Below are 16490 nucleotides of genomic sequence, written 5' to 3' on the forward strand. Positions count from 1 at the left end.
CTTATATCCACTTTCCTTGTAGTATACCTCAAGAAGCAAATGTCCAGGAAGAAGGGAAAGAAAAAAGATGTTAGCATATGTGTTTTGGCATCAGCGCGCGAATAACGTAGTAAGAGAGGATTACCGGGAGAAACTGATTGCATTTCATCGGATACTACAAGAGCGGCAATCGCAGGGGTTTGTGGGCTCTCTCGTCCTGGAAATGGCCCAATTGCCGTGGATGATGGAAGGGTGTGAAGTCTATGAGGACTGGTATTTCGTTGAAAATTCAGCGGCACTTGACCCCCTGGACAATGCAGCGGTGACTGGAATCTGCCAAGAACCGCATCATCAGGTAGCGCGCCTGGCAAACAACGGGACCGGTGGTCTGTACCGTTTGAAGGACGAAGCCCTCAATCTCAATCATCTGGGCGAGATCCGTTTCGCTACCTGGTTTGGGAAACCTTCCGGCATGAAATACGACCAATTGTACGAATTGCTGCATCAGAGAGCATACACTCAACAAGGCAGCTTGTGGCAGCGGCAGATGACGATGGGTCCAGCGCTGGAATTCTGTTTCCATAGTTCACAGAAAAGCCCGCTGGCAGAAGCGATCAGGGGCATACAGGTAGAAGTACAACCAATCTTCGTATTTGGTCGATAAGCAAAACGAATGCCAGGCCCACGAGGTGCGCAACGAGATGGAAACGAGCAAAAAAGCAAAAGAAGAAGGTAGCCTGGTTCTCCATCAGCGCCCTCGAAGAGCTGGAAGAGGAGAAAGAAGGTGGGGCGAGGAGTAATGAGGGAGAGATTAAGGATGACGCATGCTTCTTCGGACATCTCTTTTTCCTTAACAGAAGTGCTTTGGCCTGATTTTGGCGAGTATTAGTAGACAGTGTTCCTATTTGTGTGCTTAGATCTCGACAGCAGATGTCTGCTCAGGTATTTTAGCAGAAGTGTATAGAAATGTACAGACTATTTGGCGAGTCATGTGGAAAGGGCGAATACAGCATGATCGCCGATCTGACGGTTCTCTCCCGCTATCGTGAACAGCAGATGCGTTACGATCATGCCTACGAAATCATGTAGGAGTATAGCTACCAGGATTTTAGCTCTCAGCCAGAACATTTTCGCTTTCTGCGCTGGCTCTACACCCGTGCTTGGTGGAATGAAGAACGCCTCACCGTGCTTTTTGACCTGGCGATGGCACAACTGATTGATCGCAAAGTCTTACTCCCTGGAGTCTGTGTGCTGGAACACCTGGTTTCCAGTGTGTGCGAACACGCCTCCGTACGCCTCTGGCAGCGGCTTGCCCAGTTCTGGATGCTTGGGTATCAGTTCAGTCCCAGGTTTGCCGAATTGAGAGAAGCTCGCTTCTGGAAGTGATACCGCTGGCGAATCCATTTAAGGTGCATCATAAAGACGCGCAAAAGCAGAGCGTCGAGTCTGAGCGCGTGGAAGCCCATCGAACCATGTCAGGCTGCGAACCACATTGAGCATCTTTTGCCTGTTGTAGCTGCTACGCTGCCCCTGGTGACAGAAAGCCGAGCGCTACCCCGCTTGAAGGTGCCAAATTCATCTCTCGCGCCACCTCGGAACCCGCCCGGGGAACTTTTCATCGCCCAGCCGGTGGCAAACATCTTTCAGCCGCTCGTAGGCACCCTGCCATTCCAGATCGGCGAGCGTTTCCAAGAGTGGCACATCCTTGCGCAGTGTCGCCAGTTTGCGGAAAAGCAGCGCCTCAGCCCAGTGCTGTGTCAGGCTCTCGGCTAGGCGCGCTGCACGGCTGGCCGAGAACCCCCAGGTTTGCGGATCTGTGGGGATCGATTCGAGGTGCTCGTATTTTGCAAGCACGGCCGCCGCAGATTTTTCACCCCAGCCCGGGATTCCAGGGAAGCCATCGGCTGCATCACCCACCAGCCCCAGCCAATCGGGGATCGACTGCGGGCGCACGCCAAATTTCGCCACCACGCCCGCCTCATCAATGAGAATATCGCGGCGGCGATCCCAGCCAACGGTGCGGCTTCCAGAGACCAGCTGGGCCAGATCCTTATCCGGCGAGCAGATCACGATTTGTTCGACCCCAGCTTCGTTCTTGAAACGGGCGGTCGCGCTGGAGAGGGCATCGTCTGCCTCGAACTCCACCATCGACCAGACCACTAGCCCAAGCGCGGAAACAGCCTCTTCGGCCAGCGGGAACTGGGCGAGAAGAACGGGGTCAACGCCCGCGCCAGTCTTATAGCCAGGGTACAGATCGTTACGGAAGGACTCGATCACGTGATCGAACGCGCAGGCCACGTGGGTGATGCCAGGCGTCGTCAAGAGCTTCAGCAGGCTGCGTAAAAGGCCCAGCGTCGCGCCGACCTCCTGCCCATCCGGGGCTTTGCGCGACGGTGCGCCGAAGTGGCTGCGAAACAGCTCATAGGTACCATCCACCAGGTAGATCTTCATAGAATATCCAGTGCTCCTCCTGTAATTTCAGAATTGTCCAGCCTTTACTAAAATAGATATCACTCTAGGGCAAGAGAAACGATGTCATCTGTCTACTTTTAACGATCTGGATGATCGGTGTATACATTGCTGTCTTCGTCGCTTATCTTATCACGAAAGACACATCCGTTGTTCTCTGAAGGATGGAGGAGGAAGTCCGGGTCTGGCTCTTCGAAACTCACGAACAAAATCTTCTGTATGCGCATAGACCTTCTTTCAACGAATAATTATCAAATGAATCGAAATGAATAGTATATAATATTCACATATTTATAACGAAAATATACTTGAGGGGAGTATAATCATCATGGGCTTAAATATCCACCTGCACACCTTTCCGACCTTAGAAACTGAACGCCTGATCTTACGGCAACTCGCAGCAACGGATGCGCAGGATTCCTTCCTCTTTCTGTCCGATGAAGAGACGATGCGCTACTACGATCCAGCGCCGATGATACAGCTCGAACAAGTAGAAAAGAGTATTGAACGTCATCGAAGGCGTTTTGCTCAACATGAAGCACTACGCTGGGGCATTCTATTGAAGGGTGAGAACAGGGTCATCGGCAATTGTGGATATTCATGGGATGTCGATAATCGACACGCAGCTCTGAGCTATATTCTCTCAAAACACTACTGGAATAAAGGGATCATGACAGAGGCCCTGACTGCGATTATTCAGTTCGGCTTCGAACACATCCACTTGCATCGCATTGAAGCTCAGGTTGCGTATCCCAATCTCGCCTCTGCACGCCTGCTCGAAAAGCTCGGCTTTCAGGAAGAGGGACGCCTCCGCGATCGTCAATATGCCAACAACCAGTTCGTTGACGAAAGGATATTTGCGCTTATCAATACCAACAACGTGGACGGATAAATTCTCCGACGCCAGCGATTGATCCCGCAACTGCATAACCTGTCTGAGTCACAGATAATGGTGCCATATCTCACGAGTTGCGCAACGAGATTGAGAAAGGGCTGTGAGTCTATCACTTGCCATTCTTTGTGCTACAATGCACAGAGGTGAGTCAAACGCCGAAAAAGTCGTTCGTGACCTTTTGCCATCTTTAGAGGAAATATGACATCGACCAGACACGAAGCATTCATCCGGTGTGCACGGCTCGACGAAGTAGAAGCGCTCAACGAGTTGATCATGCACTCGAAAAGCTACTGGGGGTATGATCGACCGTTCTTAGAAGCTTACCGTGCTCATTTGCTTCTCTCTCCCAAAGCCCTTGAGAACGATCCTGTCTATTGTGCAGAGGTTGGGGAGGCCATTGCTGGTGTCTCACATCTCATTGTGGTCAGTGATGAGGAGATATGTCTCGACCATCTCTTTGTTGAGCCAGCTTTCATTGGTCAGGGGATCGGCGCGCTTCTCTGGCGACATGCCGTGGAACAGGCTCGACGGTGGGGTGCCAGAGCACTTGTCTTTGGGGCTGACCCACATGCACGATCCTTTTATGAGCGTATGGGTGCAGTCGTCGTCGGCGAAAAGCTCTCCAGGGTTCTCCCCGGACGCAAGGTCCCTCGTATGTGCTATGAATTGTAAGGGATGCCCGGAGATCTCACAGGAATGCCGGGAAGAACTTGCACAACGACGAATAATCCAGGTTGACATTGAGCAAGGCATCTATCCCTTTGGAGGCATGGTGTTGACGCAGGCTGAGATTGAATGGTTGTGTTGGTCACGCATGATAATGGACGAGGCCCTGTTGATTGGAGCGATGAACAGCAATTCTTCTCCGAGCAGGGCGAAGCCCCGCGAGCATGACGGGAAAGACCGAGAAACTCCAAAGCCCTACGTGGGAATTGAGAATGTGTGTAAAGCTCTCACGTAGTATAGTATAGTTGAAGGATACAGATGCGGGAAAGATTGATGTCAGTAGAGGGCAGACTTAGTTCTATTGTGGATGGCCTGGAAGTGGTTCACGGGCTATTTGTGTAGCAAGTCGAGCAAATTAAGGAACGCTGTTGCAAACGCCCAATCATGTCAAACGCTTTGAGCAGGTAGTTCTATCACACCTGGATGCAGCCTATAATCTGGCGCGCTGGTTGACGCACCATGAGCAGGACGCAGAAGATATCGTGCAAGAATCTTATCTGCGTGCCTTTAAGTTTTTTCATAGCTTTCATGGCAGCGATGCCCGTCCGTGGCTACTGGCTATAGTACGCAATACGTACTATACTTGGAGACAACAGAAGCGCATCCATGATCCTGTAGAATACCTTGATGAAGAGAGCGATATCGAGGATGCTCATGCATTGAACCCGGAAGAGTTGGCACTCCAGAGTAGCAATTACGAATTGCTGCGTCAGGCTCTGGAACAACTTCCGGCAGAGTTTCGCGAGGTCGTCATTTTACGTGAGTTGGAGGGATTGTCTTATCAGGAAATCGCGACTATTACTGCTGTTCCTTTAGGTACGGTGATGTCACGACTGGCGCGGGCACGCAAGCGACTCCAGCATTTTCTGACCTGCCAGATGAAAAAGGAGCAATGATGTGAACTGCGATGATGTACAAGACCTTATCGATGGGTATGTGGATGGCGAACTGGACCTGGTCAGGAGCCTGGAGATCGAGCAGCATCTTCAGAAATGCGTAACCTGTATGCAGGAATACAAAAATCGACAGATACTGCATCGCGCTATCAGCAACGGCAACTTCTATTATCGTGCCCCTGCCTCACTGCAAAAACGCATCCAATCATCGATGAAAAGCAGCCCGCCACCCCTACGCGGCATCGCCTGGCGTACGCTGATCGCTGCCGCGGCACTCACGCTACTGCTGATAGTTGCCTGGAATGTGGTGCGCTTTGTTATGCTAACTTCTACGACAAATTCTTTAACGCAAGAAGTTCTCGCCAGTCATATTCGTTCGCTCATGCCGGGTCATCTGGTGGATGTATCCTCGTCGAATCAGCATACTGTCAAGCCCTGGTTTAATGGAAAACTGGATTTTTCGCCACCGGTCGTAGATCTGGCGCAACAGGGCTATCCCTTGATTGGTGGACGCCTTGACTACGTGCGTAATAAAGCGGTGGCGGTCCTGGTTTATCAACATGGAGGACATGTGATTAATCTCTTTGTCTGGCCGGAAGGCCAGAATGAGGGCCAGGGAACGACTTCTATTACTCAGCAGGGATACCATATTCTTTCCTGGAACAGATCGGGCATGTCGTATTGGGTGGTGTCAGATCTCGAGGAGGCACAGTTGCAGGAGTTTGTGCGGCTGGTTCAACAGAACACCCCCTGACTTCTTACAAGTAAAAGAATACTCCAGCTTTGGATCAGGCAGTTCAAAGCTGGAGTATTTTTGTTCACTAGTTATTTCATTGACTGGCAAAATGGGGAAGTATCAAGTGTGCTACGTCCTGTCCGAGCTTGAGACCTGCGTTATGATCGAGCCGCGTGTGCTGGCCCGCGTAGATTCTGCTCAGGCCGGCCTCGGTCGCAACATCATTGTAGCCAGTAAACGTGCGAACGACGCCGGGCAGAACGTCAGAGGTGACGCGGATCTGATCCTGCTTCCCAAAGAAGGCGGATAGCACGGCCATTCCAGTTGCGCTGATCACGCTATGAGCGCCTGGATAAGAGGGGTCGAGTGCTGTCACGGTGAGCGGCGTCCAATTCGGGACACCAACAGTGGCTGAATTGCCGTCTGTGTCGGCGTTGCGAATGGCCGTGACGGGCCTCCACAACTGGTAGTGGTACTTGGCCTCGTAGAAGGCAATTGTGCTGTCGGCGAAGGAGAGATTGAGGGCAGCGAACAGGCGAGCGGTAGTCGCCAGGTTGGTGTGGTGGGCGATGGCAGAGTTCGCGGCAATCTCATTCCACGTGTTCCAAATTGGCCCGGCCCAGAACTTTGCGATCACAGTCTGCTCAGGCGTTCGCATCGTACTGGAGTCTTGCCCCAGGTTTTTCACCTCGTTGATGGCCTGCGCGTAAGCCTGGCTAGTCAGAGCGGGGGGAGGCTCTGGGCGAAACTGAGCCGCGTTGTTGAGCACAAAGGGAGTGACATTCTTCCAGTTAGAAAAGACAGGAGGTGCGAACTTAGGCGGCGTGGGCATGTAGTTGCCCGGTTGGTTGCCTGGCATAAAGTGAATCGGTGTGGCGGTAGACCCGTCATCAGAACGGGCAGCAATCAGGCGCTCCGCGATGGCCTGACCCACCTGGATTCCCTGCTGTTTGCTCGCTCCGTCTTGAATCGTGGCGAGTTCGTTCGCGAGCAGCTTATCGAGTTGCGTCTTCATCTTGGGGTAGAGCGCCAGCAGAGCGTCATGGCCTGCTGTGGCTGCCGCCGCGTCGGGCCGAGCACCGCTTGGAGCGGATACCGAGAAACGATACGGCGGAGTATCATGTGTGATGGAGACGACTGCGTCGTAAATCGCCGCGTGCAGGATGGCGAAACTGCGCGTCGGGTGAATGGTCGCTGGCTGAGCGCCAGTCGTCTGAACGATGTGGAGTAGCTCCTTATTCCAATCGAGGACGATGGTGCCAGAGATCCTGGTGTTGTCCATGGCAGAGGCGCTGTTAGTACGGCTTGCCAATACAGATGGAAGGAATAACGCGGTTGCCAGTGAAGCAATCCCCAGGCAAATGATGAGAGAGGTGATCAAGATGACGATTTTCTTCTTTCTCATATCTGTGTTCTCCTTTGGTGAAGTAGTATAGTAAGGCAAGGCATCTCCAATGGTGTCACCTTCGCTTTACTATACTGCGTCATCGCAGGAAATATTCCCGTGTGTTGCTCCCTTTCTCTCACTTCTGTGAGGCGAACTGACGAGCCGAAGCGTGGTTCCAGGCCAGAAAGTCCCACCAGCACCCTATGACATAAGAGCGTGCCGAGGGCCATCAAGCTCCCTAGACAATCTCCTTCCTGATGTCTAAGGATGGTGAAACAATATATCCTGTAACAGCCTTCTCCGTCAATTGCCAGAGGAAAGCTCCCATCTCCTCAGCAGATGGAGAGAATTGATGCGTGAGCCACCAGGAGATCAGGCCGAACAATGCCCCTGCCGCATAGGCCGAGATGAGTTCGCCACTTAAAGGGGAAAGGATTCCTCTGCACATTGCCGAAGCTGGTCAGGGATCGCTCATCGTGCTGCTGCACGGCTTTCCTGAGTGCTGGTACACTTGGCATCACCAGCTCACAGCCCTGGCCCGAGCAGGCTATCACGTCGTAGCTCCTGACCAGCGCGGATATGGGCAGACCGGGTACGTGGGAGAAGGCTTCGAGAAGTATACACGATTGCACCTGGTGGGCGATATCGTGGGGCTGCTTGATGCGCTGGGAGAGCGGCAGACGATCGTTGTGGAACATGACTGGGGAGCGGTTGTGGCCTGGGATCTGGCTATGATGCGGCCTGACCGGGTGCGTGGAGTCGTCGCATTGAATTACCTCTATATTCCACGAGGGGAAACCTACCAGACCATTACGTCGGTCCCAGGCGGTACATTTTATTCCCACTACTTTCAGCAGCCGGGGCAAGCTGAAGCGGAGATGGAGCAAAACGTGCGTTTGTTCTTGCGCAAGATGTATTACACGGTTTCTGGAGAGGCTCCCCAGCAGGTAAGCGCTGCATTTAGCGTTGTCCCGACCGGGATGCGATTTGTCGATTGCTTGTCCAATACGGATAGGCTTCCCGATTGGTTGACAGAACAGGATCTCGACTATTGTGCGCAGCAATTCGAGGCTGGTAAGCTCCTCCCTCCGCACAGTTTGCCTGTCAGGAGACGTGTTGTAAAAGAGGTCAGCTTCATGGCTCTTATTATTTGATTATCCGGACCCTTCTGACCAGACGAAGATCGTGCGTCAACTTCTCTAAAAATGTTGTAGACTTAAACAGGAACACAAGAAGGAGAAGAAACGAGAAGAAAGAAGGGATATATGCAACAGCCTGTAGCACGGAAAGCCATCGTCACTGATACCTATTTCGGCACAACTGTAGATGATCCGTATCGCTGGATGGAAGATTGGCACGGCGAGGAACTGCGATCGTGGGTGGAGCAACAGGGAGCCTCTACCAGAACCTTCCTTGACGCTCTGCCAGAGCGCGCGGCCCTTTTGCGGCGCATCACCGAGCTAGGTGATGCCTCCCCCGCACTTTCCAACTTTGCTTTTACCGGCGAGCATTTCTTCTATCTGCGGCGCGATCCCGGCGAGAAAGTCGGCAAACTCGTCCTTCGTAAAAGCCTCAACGCACCAGAACTGGTCCTGCTGGACCCCAATACGCTGGTAGGCGAGGTTCACACCTCCATCGACTGGTATTCCCCCTCCCGCGACGGGAGTCTCGTGGCCTACGGTCTGTCCCAGGGAGGTTCTGAAGAGAGCACGCTCTTTGTCCTGGACATCGCGAGCGGAAAAAACCTCGATCTGGCAATCAGTCGCACACGTTTCGGCGGTATCAGCTGGTTTGAAGATTCTCGCTCGTTCGTCTATCATCGTCTCCGCTCCTTACCTCCTGGCGCGCCGGAGACCGAACTCTACAAAGACAGCCGTATCTACCTGCATCATTTTGGTGGCGATCCAGAGCAAGATTTGCCCATCTTCGGTCGTGGCATCAATAGTCGTGTTGCCTTTACACCAGAGGATTTGCCCTTCGTCGCTCTCTCACCCGCAAGCGATTGGGTCATCGGCCTGATCGCCCACGGCGTGCAGAATGAAATGACCCTGTACGCTGCTCCTGTCTCCCTGCTTAGCGAACCGGCTTCCTGCCCCTGGACGAAAATCGCTGATGTTGAGGATGCCGTCACAGATTTCGCCTTTGTGGGCGATACCATCTATCTCAAAACCCACAAAGATGCCCCACGCTCTAAAGTCATTGCCACCTCGCTCACGTCTCCCAACCTGGCCCACGCCACCACCGTTGTACCAGAGGGTGAGGTCGTTATCCAGCAACTTTTTATCTCTGGTGATTACCTGCTCATCCGAGACCTCGACGCTGGCATGACCCGCATGCGTCGTGTTCCCCTTGCTGGCGGCTTGCCGGAATCACTTCCTCTTCCTTTCCCCGGCACCTTGTTAGGCGCCGCTAGTTTTCCCACCAGTGGGACCGCGCTCCTCCAAATGACTTCCTGGACCGTTTCGCCTCGCATCTATCTCTATGAGAGCGCCCAGAATATGCTGCGCGATAGCGGCTGGCTTGCGTCCTCCCCCATCGACTTCAGCGATATCGAAGCGCACGAGGTGCAGATCCCCGCGCCGGATGGCGTATTGATTCCTCTCTCGATTATTCACAAAAAGGGGCTGCCTCTGGACGGCAATCGTCCCACGCTGCTCACCGGCTATGGTTCCTATGGCATCAATCTTGAACCCATGTTTTCGCCTGCTATGTTGGCCTGGTATGAGCGCGGCGGCGTCTACGCTGTGGCTCATGTGCGCGGTGGCGGCGAATATGGCGAGGAGTGGCATAAAGCCGGCCAGAAACTGAATAAGCAGCATACCATCGACGACTTCATCGCCTGTGCCGAGTACCTGATCGCACAAAAATACACCTGTCCAGAACGGCTCGCAGGCGAAGGAACAAGTGCTGGCGGCATTCCTAGCGGCGGAGCGCTGGTCAAGAGACCAGATCTGTGGTCCGTGATGGTGATGCGAGTCGCTGTACTGAATATCCTGCGCTTCGAGGCCAGCGAGAATGGCCCGCCCAACGTGCCAGAGTTCGGGAGCGTCAGCTCTGAAGAGGGTTTCAAGGGCCTCTTGATCATGGATGCCTACACCAAAGTCAAGGATGGTGTTCGCTACCCAGCCGCCCTGCTCACCACGGGCCTCAACGATCCCCGCGTCGTTGTCTGGCAAGCCACCAAGATGGCCGCGCGTCTCCAGGCCGCCACCTGCTCCGGCAAACCCATCCTGCTGCGCGTCGAGGAACAGGGCGGACACGGCATGGGTTCCACCAAACAGCAAGTAGAAGCCGAATTGGCGGATAAACTGGCCTTTCTCTTGCAGCAAATGCAGGTGTGAGTCACAACGGAAGTTCCGAGAACACTCTATCAAATTGTTATCCAGTTAGTTGGTCACAGGGCAAATTGGCCGAGGAGAGCAAGTTGGAGCAGGAGTAAATCTAGAGTACTTAGCGGTTCTGCTCATTGCCATTAGCAAGTTCCTGCTCTTGGTTGGCGAGAAACCGTTGTACTGCCGAGGCAGTCGTTCTCGCCAACGCCCAATATTTCCACACCGGGGTGCTACCAGGAGATCTTGCTAGTGCTACGTGAGCTAACCTTCGTTGCTTCCAGCAGGAGCAACAAAAGTGAATAGAAACTGAGGCACAACCTGGTCAAGGATCTCTGCTGGCGAGATACCATATTCTTGAACACGTTGATGTAATAGCTGCTGCCCTCCGAAGGCGGCCTCCGCTTCGAGAAGCAAGGCCAACGTCGGCGCGTTAAAAATGGCTGCCGGAGGTAGAATCAAGCCATTCATCAGGAAAAATTTAGCGATCGTTGGCAGTGGTGAAGTTATGCTCTGGGCCTCTGCCACAGGATGCTCCAGAGCGTATCCGTAGTAAGAATCAATATATTGATGTAGTAATTTGACGCCCTGCGGTTTGCCCGGACCTTCGTATATTACTCCTGGTCCTCGCATATCCGAAATGGCGCTAAGCCACCAGGCCGGAGCAATAGCATCCTGCATTTTTTTCAACACGGCCAGCTCAAAATCTGCCTCGGGACGGTTCGCTTGCTCTTTCAGGGCCGTACCCAGCGTCTCTGCTTCAATTGCGGCAACCGTCATGCCTTGACCGTAGATAGGATCAAAGTGGCAAAGTGCATCTCCAAGTGGCAAGATCCCTGCTGGCCAGCTACTCATTTGCTCATAGTGATAGCGAATGCATTGAGGTACACGATAACCGCGCGGTGGAGTCAATGGCTCAGCATTTTGGAGATTGATGGCAATGTTTGTGCTGAGAAAGTGGGGATGCTTCAAGGTCTGCTCAAATTCATCCACATCTATCGATGGATAGTTGCCATCCAAGGCATAAACAGTGACGCACAGTGTATGATTCTCGATAGGTAAGACGCAGATTCCTGGGATCCTTTCATCGGCCTTTTCGTCGACCAGTATCGTTCCAACCTGGTCAACAAGTTCGGGCGAAGCTTTATAGTAGCGTGTGCTATACCCGATATGAGCGCGAACGTACTCTTCGTCAGGTAATGTGTAACCCATTTCCTGAAGCCATTGCTTGAGCTTCGATGTGCGCCCACTGGCGTCGATCACCAGGTCGGATCTCACGGTTGTAATCTGATCGACCTGTCCACGCTGGCGCAGCTTGACACCTGAGATGCTTGCTTTCTCAGGCGAAAAGTGCAGACCAACTACCTCCTGGTTGGTCAGAAACTCAACACGTGGGAGCATTTGTACACGCTGGCGTATCTCCCATTCGAGTGCGCTTCTGCTGCATGAGCTATCCTGTTCTGGTGGATGCAACTGCAACATTTGCGAATTTTTGACAAGCGTCGCCAGTTTGTGCTGTACCTCATATGCCCCTTCTGCCAGTAATTCTTGTCTATAACCGGGGAAAAGGTGCTCCAGAATCATTTTGCCACGTGGCAAAATACGGTGGACGTGGAAAGCCTGTGGTGTCCCTGCGCGAACCTCGAAATGTGAAGGAAAAACATCGCGTTCAACGATCAGGACGCGTCCATAATGTTCGGAAAGAACGCGGGCGGCAAGCAATCCGGCGATGCCAGCACCTATCACGATTGCTTGTTTCCTTTGATCTTGTTCTGAACGAAGGTCATTCTTAACCATCTATTGCTAAATTCCTTTTGCTATTGTGCGTATTCCTGGACAATCAAAAATTCTCTCAATGTGGGGCCAGCAATACGATCTGATGCGCTTCATACCCTTGTAGCATAGCATATCAAGTTGCAAAAACATAGCGTTGTACATGCTAGACAGGGCTTTCCAATTCTCCCATCTAGCGGGAGTGCAGAGGGCGGCAGCCCTTTGCCGGGGTGCGGGGTGTCCCCGCAAAAAACTTTTTTCTTCTCTTTTGCGCGCCGCCAGCGGCGGCGCGCGAAGGAGGGAAGGAAACTGGGGACGCCCCAGGCCCCGGCAGGGAGACCCCTGCACCCCTTTGAGCGGAGAACTGGAAAGCCCTGATGCTAGAGATGAATGAAAGCGAAGTTATTGGGAAGTTTATCGGAAACTGTACAAGGCAAAAGAATGAAAAGAGAAGAACATAAAGTTTTTTTGTTCCCAGATGCTCTTGACGAGCAATTCCAACACTGAGACTGGCCTGTTCGTATTTCTGAAGGAGAAAGATTCTTAAGGAAGGAAGATAATGCAATGAAAAGGCTTGGTTCACTCAGTCTTGTAGCAGGATTTGGGCTGTTTGCAGGAAGCATGCTCACACTCTTGCTCCTCTGGTGGTTCATCTATGCTCTTTGGAGGATAGCTCAGCTCTCGGAGACGGGAACGCAGGTAATGGCAACAGTCGCGCAAGTGAGAACACGGGAAGCAACATCTTTGACTTACGAAAATCATGCCTTCAATAGGGCTCCTGTCACCATCCATCAGCTTGTTGCACGCTGGCAAAATCCTCAGACGGGAAAAACATACGTGTTCAAAACTCCGGTCAGGAATCCTGACAAGTTTCCTGTAGGAAGTTCCGTTCCTTTCTTGATCGACCCTAAGAACCCAAAGTGGTGGCACCGTCTGCAAGATTTGCAGAATGTGTAAGTCTCCCAGGCAAAAGCGTCGGCCCTTTTTTCTTTCCCATCTCGCTGCTGCAAAATGTGATAGACTGAAGAAATCGGCTTCAACGGCTTCGGAGAAGACAAATGAAGACTAGTGATGAATGGTTCAATGAAGGTATGGCCTTTTTTACCTCCGGGCAGGATGAAAAGGCTGTGGAAGCCTTTGAGCAGGTCATACGCCTTGATCCGGATGATGTTGCCGCCTATGTCAATCTGGCGCAAGCCCTTTACAATCTGCAACGATATCAAGAAGCATTAGCGGCAAGTGATCAGGCTCTCCAACTTGACCAGAACGATGTTCAGGCATACGAGACCAGGGGTGGAGCACTTGCCGGATTGGAGCGGTACGAAGAGGCTCTCATTGCGTGTAATCAGGCGCTTGCTCTTGTGCCCAATAATCCAGGTGCGTACTTTGATAAAGGCATCGCTTTAGCGGGGCTAGGACGACACAAAGAGGCTGTGGAAGCCTTTGAACAGGTCATCCATCTCGATCCGGGCGACCCTGGCGCTTATGTCAATAAAGGTCTCTCTCTCTATGCTCTCAGACAATTCGATGATGGGCTGATTGCCTGTGAGCAGGGGCAACGTCTTGATCCCAACAATGCTGACATCTATGCAAAAAAAAGCGAGATCCTCATAGCAATGCAACGGTACAAGGCTGCTCTGACTGCTTGTAAGCAAGCCCTACGCCTTGATCCTCATCATGTGCTTGCTCATCTCAATACAGCGAGAAGCCTTGTGCTGAGGATTGATCCCAGAGAGTTTGACAGACCAACCATGCGCTCATGGAATGTGACCAGCGAGGCGCTTGCGGAATGCGAACGCGCTCTTGAGGTTGATCCTAACGCTGTTGAGGCTTACGAGACCAAAGCTGCGCTCCTTTATAGAGCAAGAAACTACCAGGCGGCATTGGCAGCACTTGAGCACGTCGTGCGCCTTTCCCCTCAGAATGTTGAGGTCTATGTCCATAAGGCTACTGCCCTCCTTTTGCTGGGACGTTCTGAACAAAAAAACGAGCAGCAGAGGCACTATACAGAAGCGCTTGTGGAGTGCGAACGCGCTCTTGAGATTGATCCTAACGCTGCTGAGGCTTACGAAACCAAAGCTGCTATCCTGAATCGTCTCCATCGCTATGAGGAAGCCTTGCAGGCGAGCGAACACGCTCTCTCTGTGGATGTTACTGAGACAGGAGCATATGCTGAGAAGTCTATTGCACTCCATGGGCTAGGGCGTCACCAAGAGGCAGATCAAGCACGGAAATGCCACGAGGAGGCAATCGACAGAAAGCCGACAAGACGCTTTGACTTCTGGTATTTCCTGAATCGATTTCGTCTCAATTAATCTGAAGCCTTGCCGATGTTCCAGGTGATTTACCCGTTTACCAATTCCATGCGCAGGCGGACTTCTATCGCTTCAGCAGCGGGCATGATAAAGCTGAGACGCTTGAGGATGGCGGTTTTCCCATTGGCACGGCTTTGTTCTTCCAGGGCTTCCAGCTGAAATCGCGCATCTTGTGGCTGCTCTATCGTCACCTTCAAGGTGTGGCGTTGTCCATGTATCAACGCCGTAGCACCATCTACCTTACAATCCAGCCAGGTGATCAGTGCCTCCTCAACCTTATGAGCCGCACCATTGAATGCAAAATGATCAGATAACCAGATCATCCCTGCTTTCTGGCCCTCTGTCGCAACGCGCAACTGGCGTCTGGCACTCACTAACTCCGAGCAGGGATAAGCGCGAGCAATTTCAACCGTGGCCTGCTTCTCTGTCGCTGTAACTTTGTTCTCCAACAACTGTCCCGCGAACGCTCTGCCATGTGCCTGCAAGTTTCCACCAATGCGTGGCACACTATGACCATAGGAATTCACAAAGATGTTTTCGTAACGCTTCTCGCTAAAGTAGTCCCGGTTATATAGACCTCCTCCCGGATCGGTCAGCAGGTTCTCGCCGTCAACATGCACAATGAAACTGCCTACATCGTTATGATTATGATTTTCCTGGTTGTGACCGGCTTTCATGACCAGCACAACTGATGTGCCATCAGTCGCTTTTGTCACCAGTCGCGCGATGCCCACGCTTTCCAGTTGCGCATCGCCGAGTTGTGCGGTTTCGGGTTGGTGCCCGTCCCACCAGAGCAATGTGCGCAGTTGCGTGGCGATGTTCCAGTGTGGCGTCGGTTGCGCCGGGTGCGCCAGCAGATGATAGAGCGATGCTTCTCCACTGCGCTCGGCCAGGCGGGAGGTAATGCCAAAATTGAATGCCGTCTGTTCACCGCTGTCGGAGAAACTCGCAAAGGATGCCCCCGAAAGCTGTAGTTTCGCCGGGTAGGATGCGATGGCGCGTACTCGCTGGGTGGCGAGGAGGTTGAGTGCGCCGCCGCTGCGAGCGTAGAGGATCTCGGAAAGGATAACAAAGTTCTCCAGACCGTAGTGCCAATACCCTACCCCCTCCGTCGAACTGCCGTCTTCCTCAAAAGCTGTCTCCAAAAAGAGCCGCAGACCGTCGAGCGCGATTTTCACCGCGTGCGCGAGCCGTCCTGGTTCTGGCTCTAAGAGCAGGAACATCGCTGCCACTGCGCTATTGCAGAAACCACTCCAGTTATTCTGTCCACTAGAATACCACCTGTGCAGGTGATGCATGCGGAGGTAGGGATCAAAGATGCGCCGCTCGATCTCTGCTCGCACACGATGCCGCACTTCGGCATCCAGCGTCTCGCCAAGCAGGTGCAGTATCTCGGCCAGCGTCAGACCCAATTCTGCCGCTGCAAGATCGATCTGGTACATTTCATGGGCAGGCCAGACCCAGTTGCTCTCCTCGCAGATATTCCAGAGATAATCCTGCACGATGTCCTTGAGTCTGGTCGGCGTAAGATCATTGAGGGTGCCTGGCATTCCCTGGTCTCCTGGGTCAGGTTGGCGGAAAGAGGCCTGGGGACTGGTTGCCGAGCCAATTTGTGGTTGCGGCATGAGAAACAGGCGCAGTGCGGCTATGCTGAGCTGAGTGCGTTTCCGCCCCTCAGGTGTCTGGTATGGCCTGCGATCTCCAGTGCGACGAAAGAGCCGATACTGGGTATAGGTTGCCTGCGGGATCTGTTCAATGCCATCCATGCGCTCCTGAGTCTGAGCCAACCATAGTAAGGTAAGCGGTGCGGATCTGAATGCCTCTAGCTTGTTACGTGCCGCCTCTAGCTCTGGTAAGACGGTAGAATGAACGAAAAGCAACTCCCGTAGTTGCTCCTCGCTGAGATTGAAGGGATCAACGCTCCTTGATATCATCTAAGATCCTTCCTGGTTAATTCTCCTCGGAGATACTCGAAGCTTGCTTCA

15 protein-coding genes and 1 pseudogene are annotated in these 16490 nt (G+C 52.8%); 12 read left to right on the forward strand and 4 right to left on the reverse strand.

Annotated features, from left to right (window positions below; translation table 11 throughout):
• The first annotated feature begins 67 nt into the window (after positions 1-67).
• The 3 genes and pseudogenes from K3T83_RS44620 to K3T83_RS44625 all read left to right on the forward strand — a co-directional run.
• The gene (locus K3T83_RS44620; RefSeq protein WP_220209600.1) at positions 68-643 is read left to right on the forward strand and encodes a hypothetical protein; all 576 of its coding nucleotides are present in this window, start codon (positions 68-70) and stop codon (positions 641-643) included.
• Between the two features lie 302 nt (positions 644-945).
• The gene (locus K3T83_RS57470; protein ID WP_268963573.1) at positions 946-1068 is read left to right on the forward strand and encodes a hypothetical protein; all 123 of its coding nucleotides are present in this window, start codon (positions 946-948) and stop codon (positions 1066-1068) included.
• A 15-nt stretch (positions 1069-1083) separates the two neighbouring features.
• Positions 1084-1365: pseudogene (locus K3T83_RS44625) on the forward strand (DUF4158 domain-containing protein); the annotation flags it as partial.
• Between the two features lie 189 nt (positions 1366-1554).
• Here the strand turns inward: K3T83_RS44625 and K3T83_RS44630 are convergent.
• Positions 1555-2430, reverse strand: coding sequence for a 5'-3' exonuclease (locus K3T83_RS44630; RefSeq protein WP_220209601.1), 876 nt, complete (start codon positions 2428-2430; stop codon positions 1555-1557).
• A gap of 346 nt (positions 2431-2776) precedes the next feature.
• Between K3T83_RS44630 and K3T83_RS44635 the strand changes: the two genes are divergently transcribed.
• The 5 genes from K3T83_RS44635 to K3T83_RS44655 all read left to right on the forward strand — a co-directional run bounded on the left by K3T83_RS44635 (position 2777) and on the right by K3T83_RS44655 (position 5719).
• On the forward strand, positions 2777-3340 hold the full coding sequence (locus K3T83_RS44635) for a GNAT family N-acetyltransferase (RefSeq protein WP_220209602.1): 564 nt from the start codon (positions 2777-2779) through the stop codon (positions 3338-3340).
• A 201-nt stretch (positions 3341-3541) separates the two neighbouring features.
• Positions 3542-4015, forward strand: coding sequence for a GNAT family N-acetyltransferase (locus K3T83_RS44640; protein ID WP_220209603.1), 474 nt, complete (start codon positions 3542-3544; stop codon positions 4013-4015).
• Entirely contained in the window at positions 4005-4304 is a 300-nt protein-coding gene (locus tag K3T83_RS44645) for a hypothetical protein (protein WP_220209604.1), read from the forward strand. Before K3T83_RS44640 ends, K3T83_RS44645 begins: the two co-directional genes overlap by 11 nt.
• Before the next feature lie 133 nt (positions 4305-4437).
• Entirely contained in the window at positions 4438-4965 is a 528-nt protein-coding gene (locus tag K3T83_RS44650; protein ID WP_220209605.1) for a sigma-70 family RNA polymerase sigma factor, read from the forward strand.
• Position 4966: 1 nt separating this feature from the next.
• The gene (locus K3T83_RS44655) at positions 4967-5719 is read left to right on the forward strand and encodes an anti-sigma factor family protein (RefSeq protein ID WP_220209606.1); all 753 of its coding nucleotides are present in this window, start codon (positions 4967-4969) and stop codon (positions 5717-5719) included.
• A gap of 76 nt (positions 5720-5795) precedes the next feature.
• Here K3T83_RS44655 and K3T83_RS44660 read toward each other — a convergent pair whose 3' ends face one another.
• Positions 5796-7106 (reverse strand): vanadium-dependent haloperoxidase, encoded by a 1311-nt coding sequence (locus K3T83_RS44660; RefSeq protein WP_220209607.1) that lies wholly within the window; start codon positions 7104-7106, stop codon positions 5796-5798.
• A 389-nt stretch (positions 7107-7495) separates the two neighbouring features.
• On the opposite strand from K3T83_RS44660, the gene K3T83_RS44665 reads away from it, so the two are divergent.
• Entirely contained in the window at positions 7496-8242 is a 747-nt protein-coding gene (locus K3T83_RS44665; RefSeq protein ID WP_220209608.1) for an alpha/beta fold hydrolase, read from the forward strand.
• Between the two features lie 111 nt (positions 8243-8353).
• Positions 8354-10429 (forward strand): prolyl oligopeptidase family serine peptidase, encoded by a 2076-nt coding sequence (locus K3T83_RS44670; protein ID WP_220209609.1) that lies wholly within the window; start codon positions 8354-8356, stop codon positions 10427-10429.
• Positions 10430-10681: 252 nt separating this feature from the next.
• Here the strand turns inward: K3T83_RS44670 and K3T83_RS44675 are convergent, their stop codons facing one another.
• Positions 10682-12214, reverse strand: a complete 1533-nt coding sequence (locus K3T83_RS44675) for an NAD(P)/FAD-dependent oxidoreductase (protein ID WP_220209610.1) — start codon at positions 12212-12214, stop codon at positions 10682-10684.
• Between the two features lie 540 nt (positions 12215-12754).
• Here K3T83_RS44675 and K3T83_RS44680 point away from each other — a divergent pair.
• Positions 12755-13147 (forward strand): DUF3592 domain-containing protein, encoded by a 393-nt coding sequence (locus K3T83_RS44680; RefSeq protein WP_220209611.1) that lies wholly within the window; start codon positions 12755-12757, stop codon positions 13145-13147.
• A 101-nt stretch (positions 13148-13248) separates the two neighbouring features.
• A complete protein-coding gene (locus tag K3T83_RS44685) occupies positions 13249-14505 on the forward strand; it encodes a tetratricopeptide repeat protein (protein ID WP_220209612.1) in 1257 nt (418 codons plus the stop codon).
• Positions 14506-14534: 29 nt separating this feature from the next.
• Here K3T83_RS44685 and K3T83_RS44690 read toward each other — a convergent pair whose 3' ends face one another.
• A complete protein-coding gene (locus K3T83_RS44690; protein ID WP_220209613.1) occupies positions 14535-16439 on the reverse strand; it encodes a heparinase II/III domain-containing protein in 1905 nt (634 codons plus the stop codon).
• Positions 16440-16490: the final 51 nt, after the last annotated feature.

The organism is Reticulibacter mediterranei, from assembly GCF_016587455.1.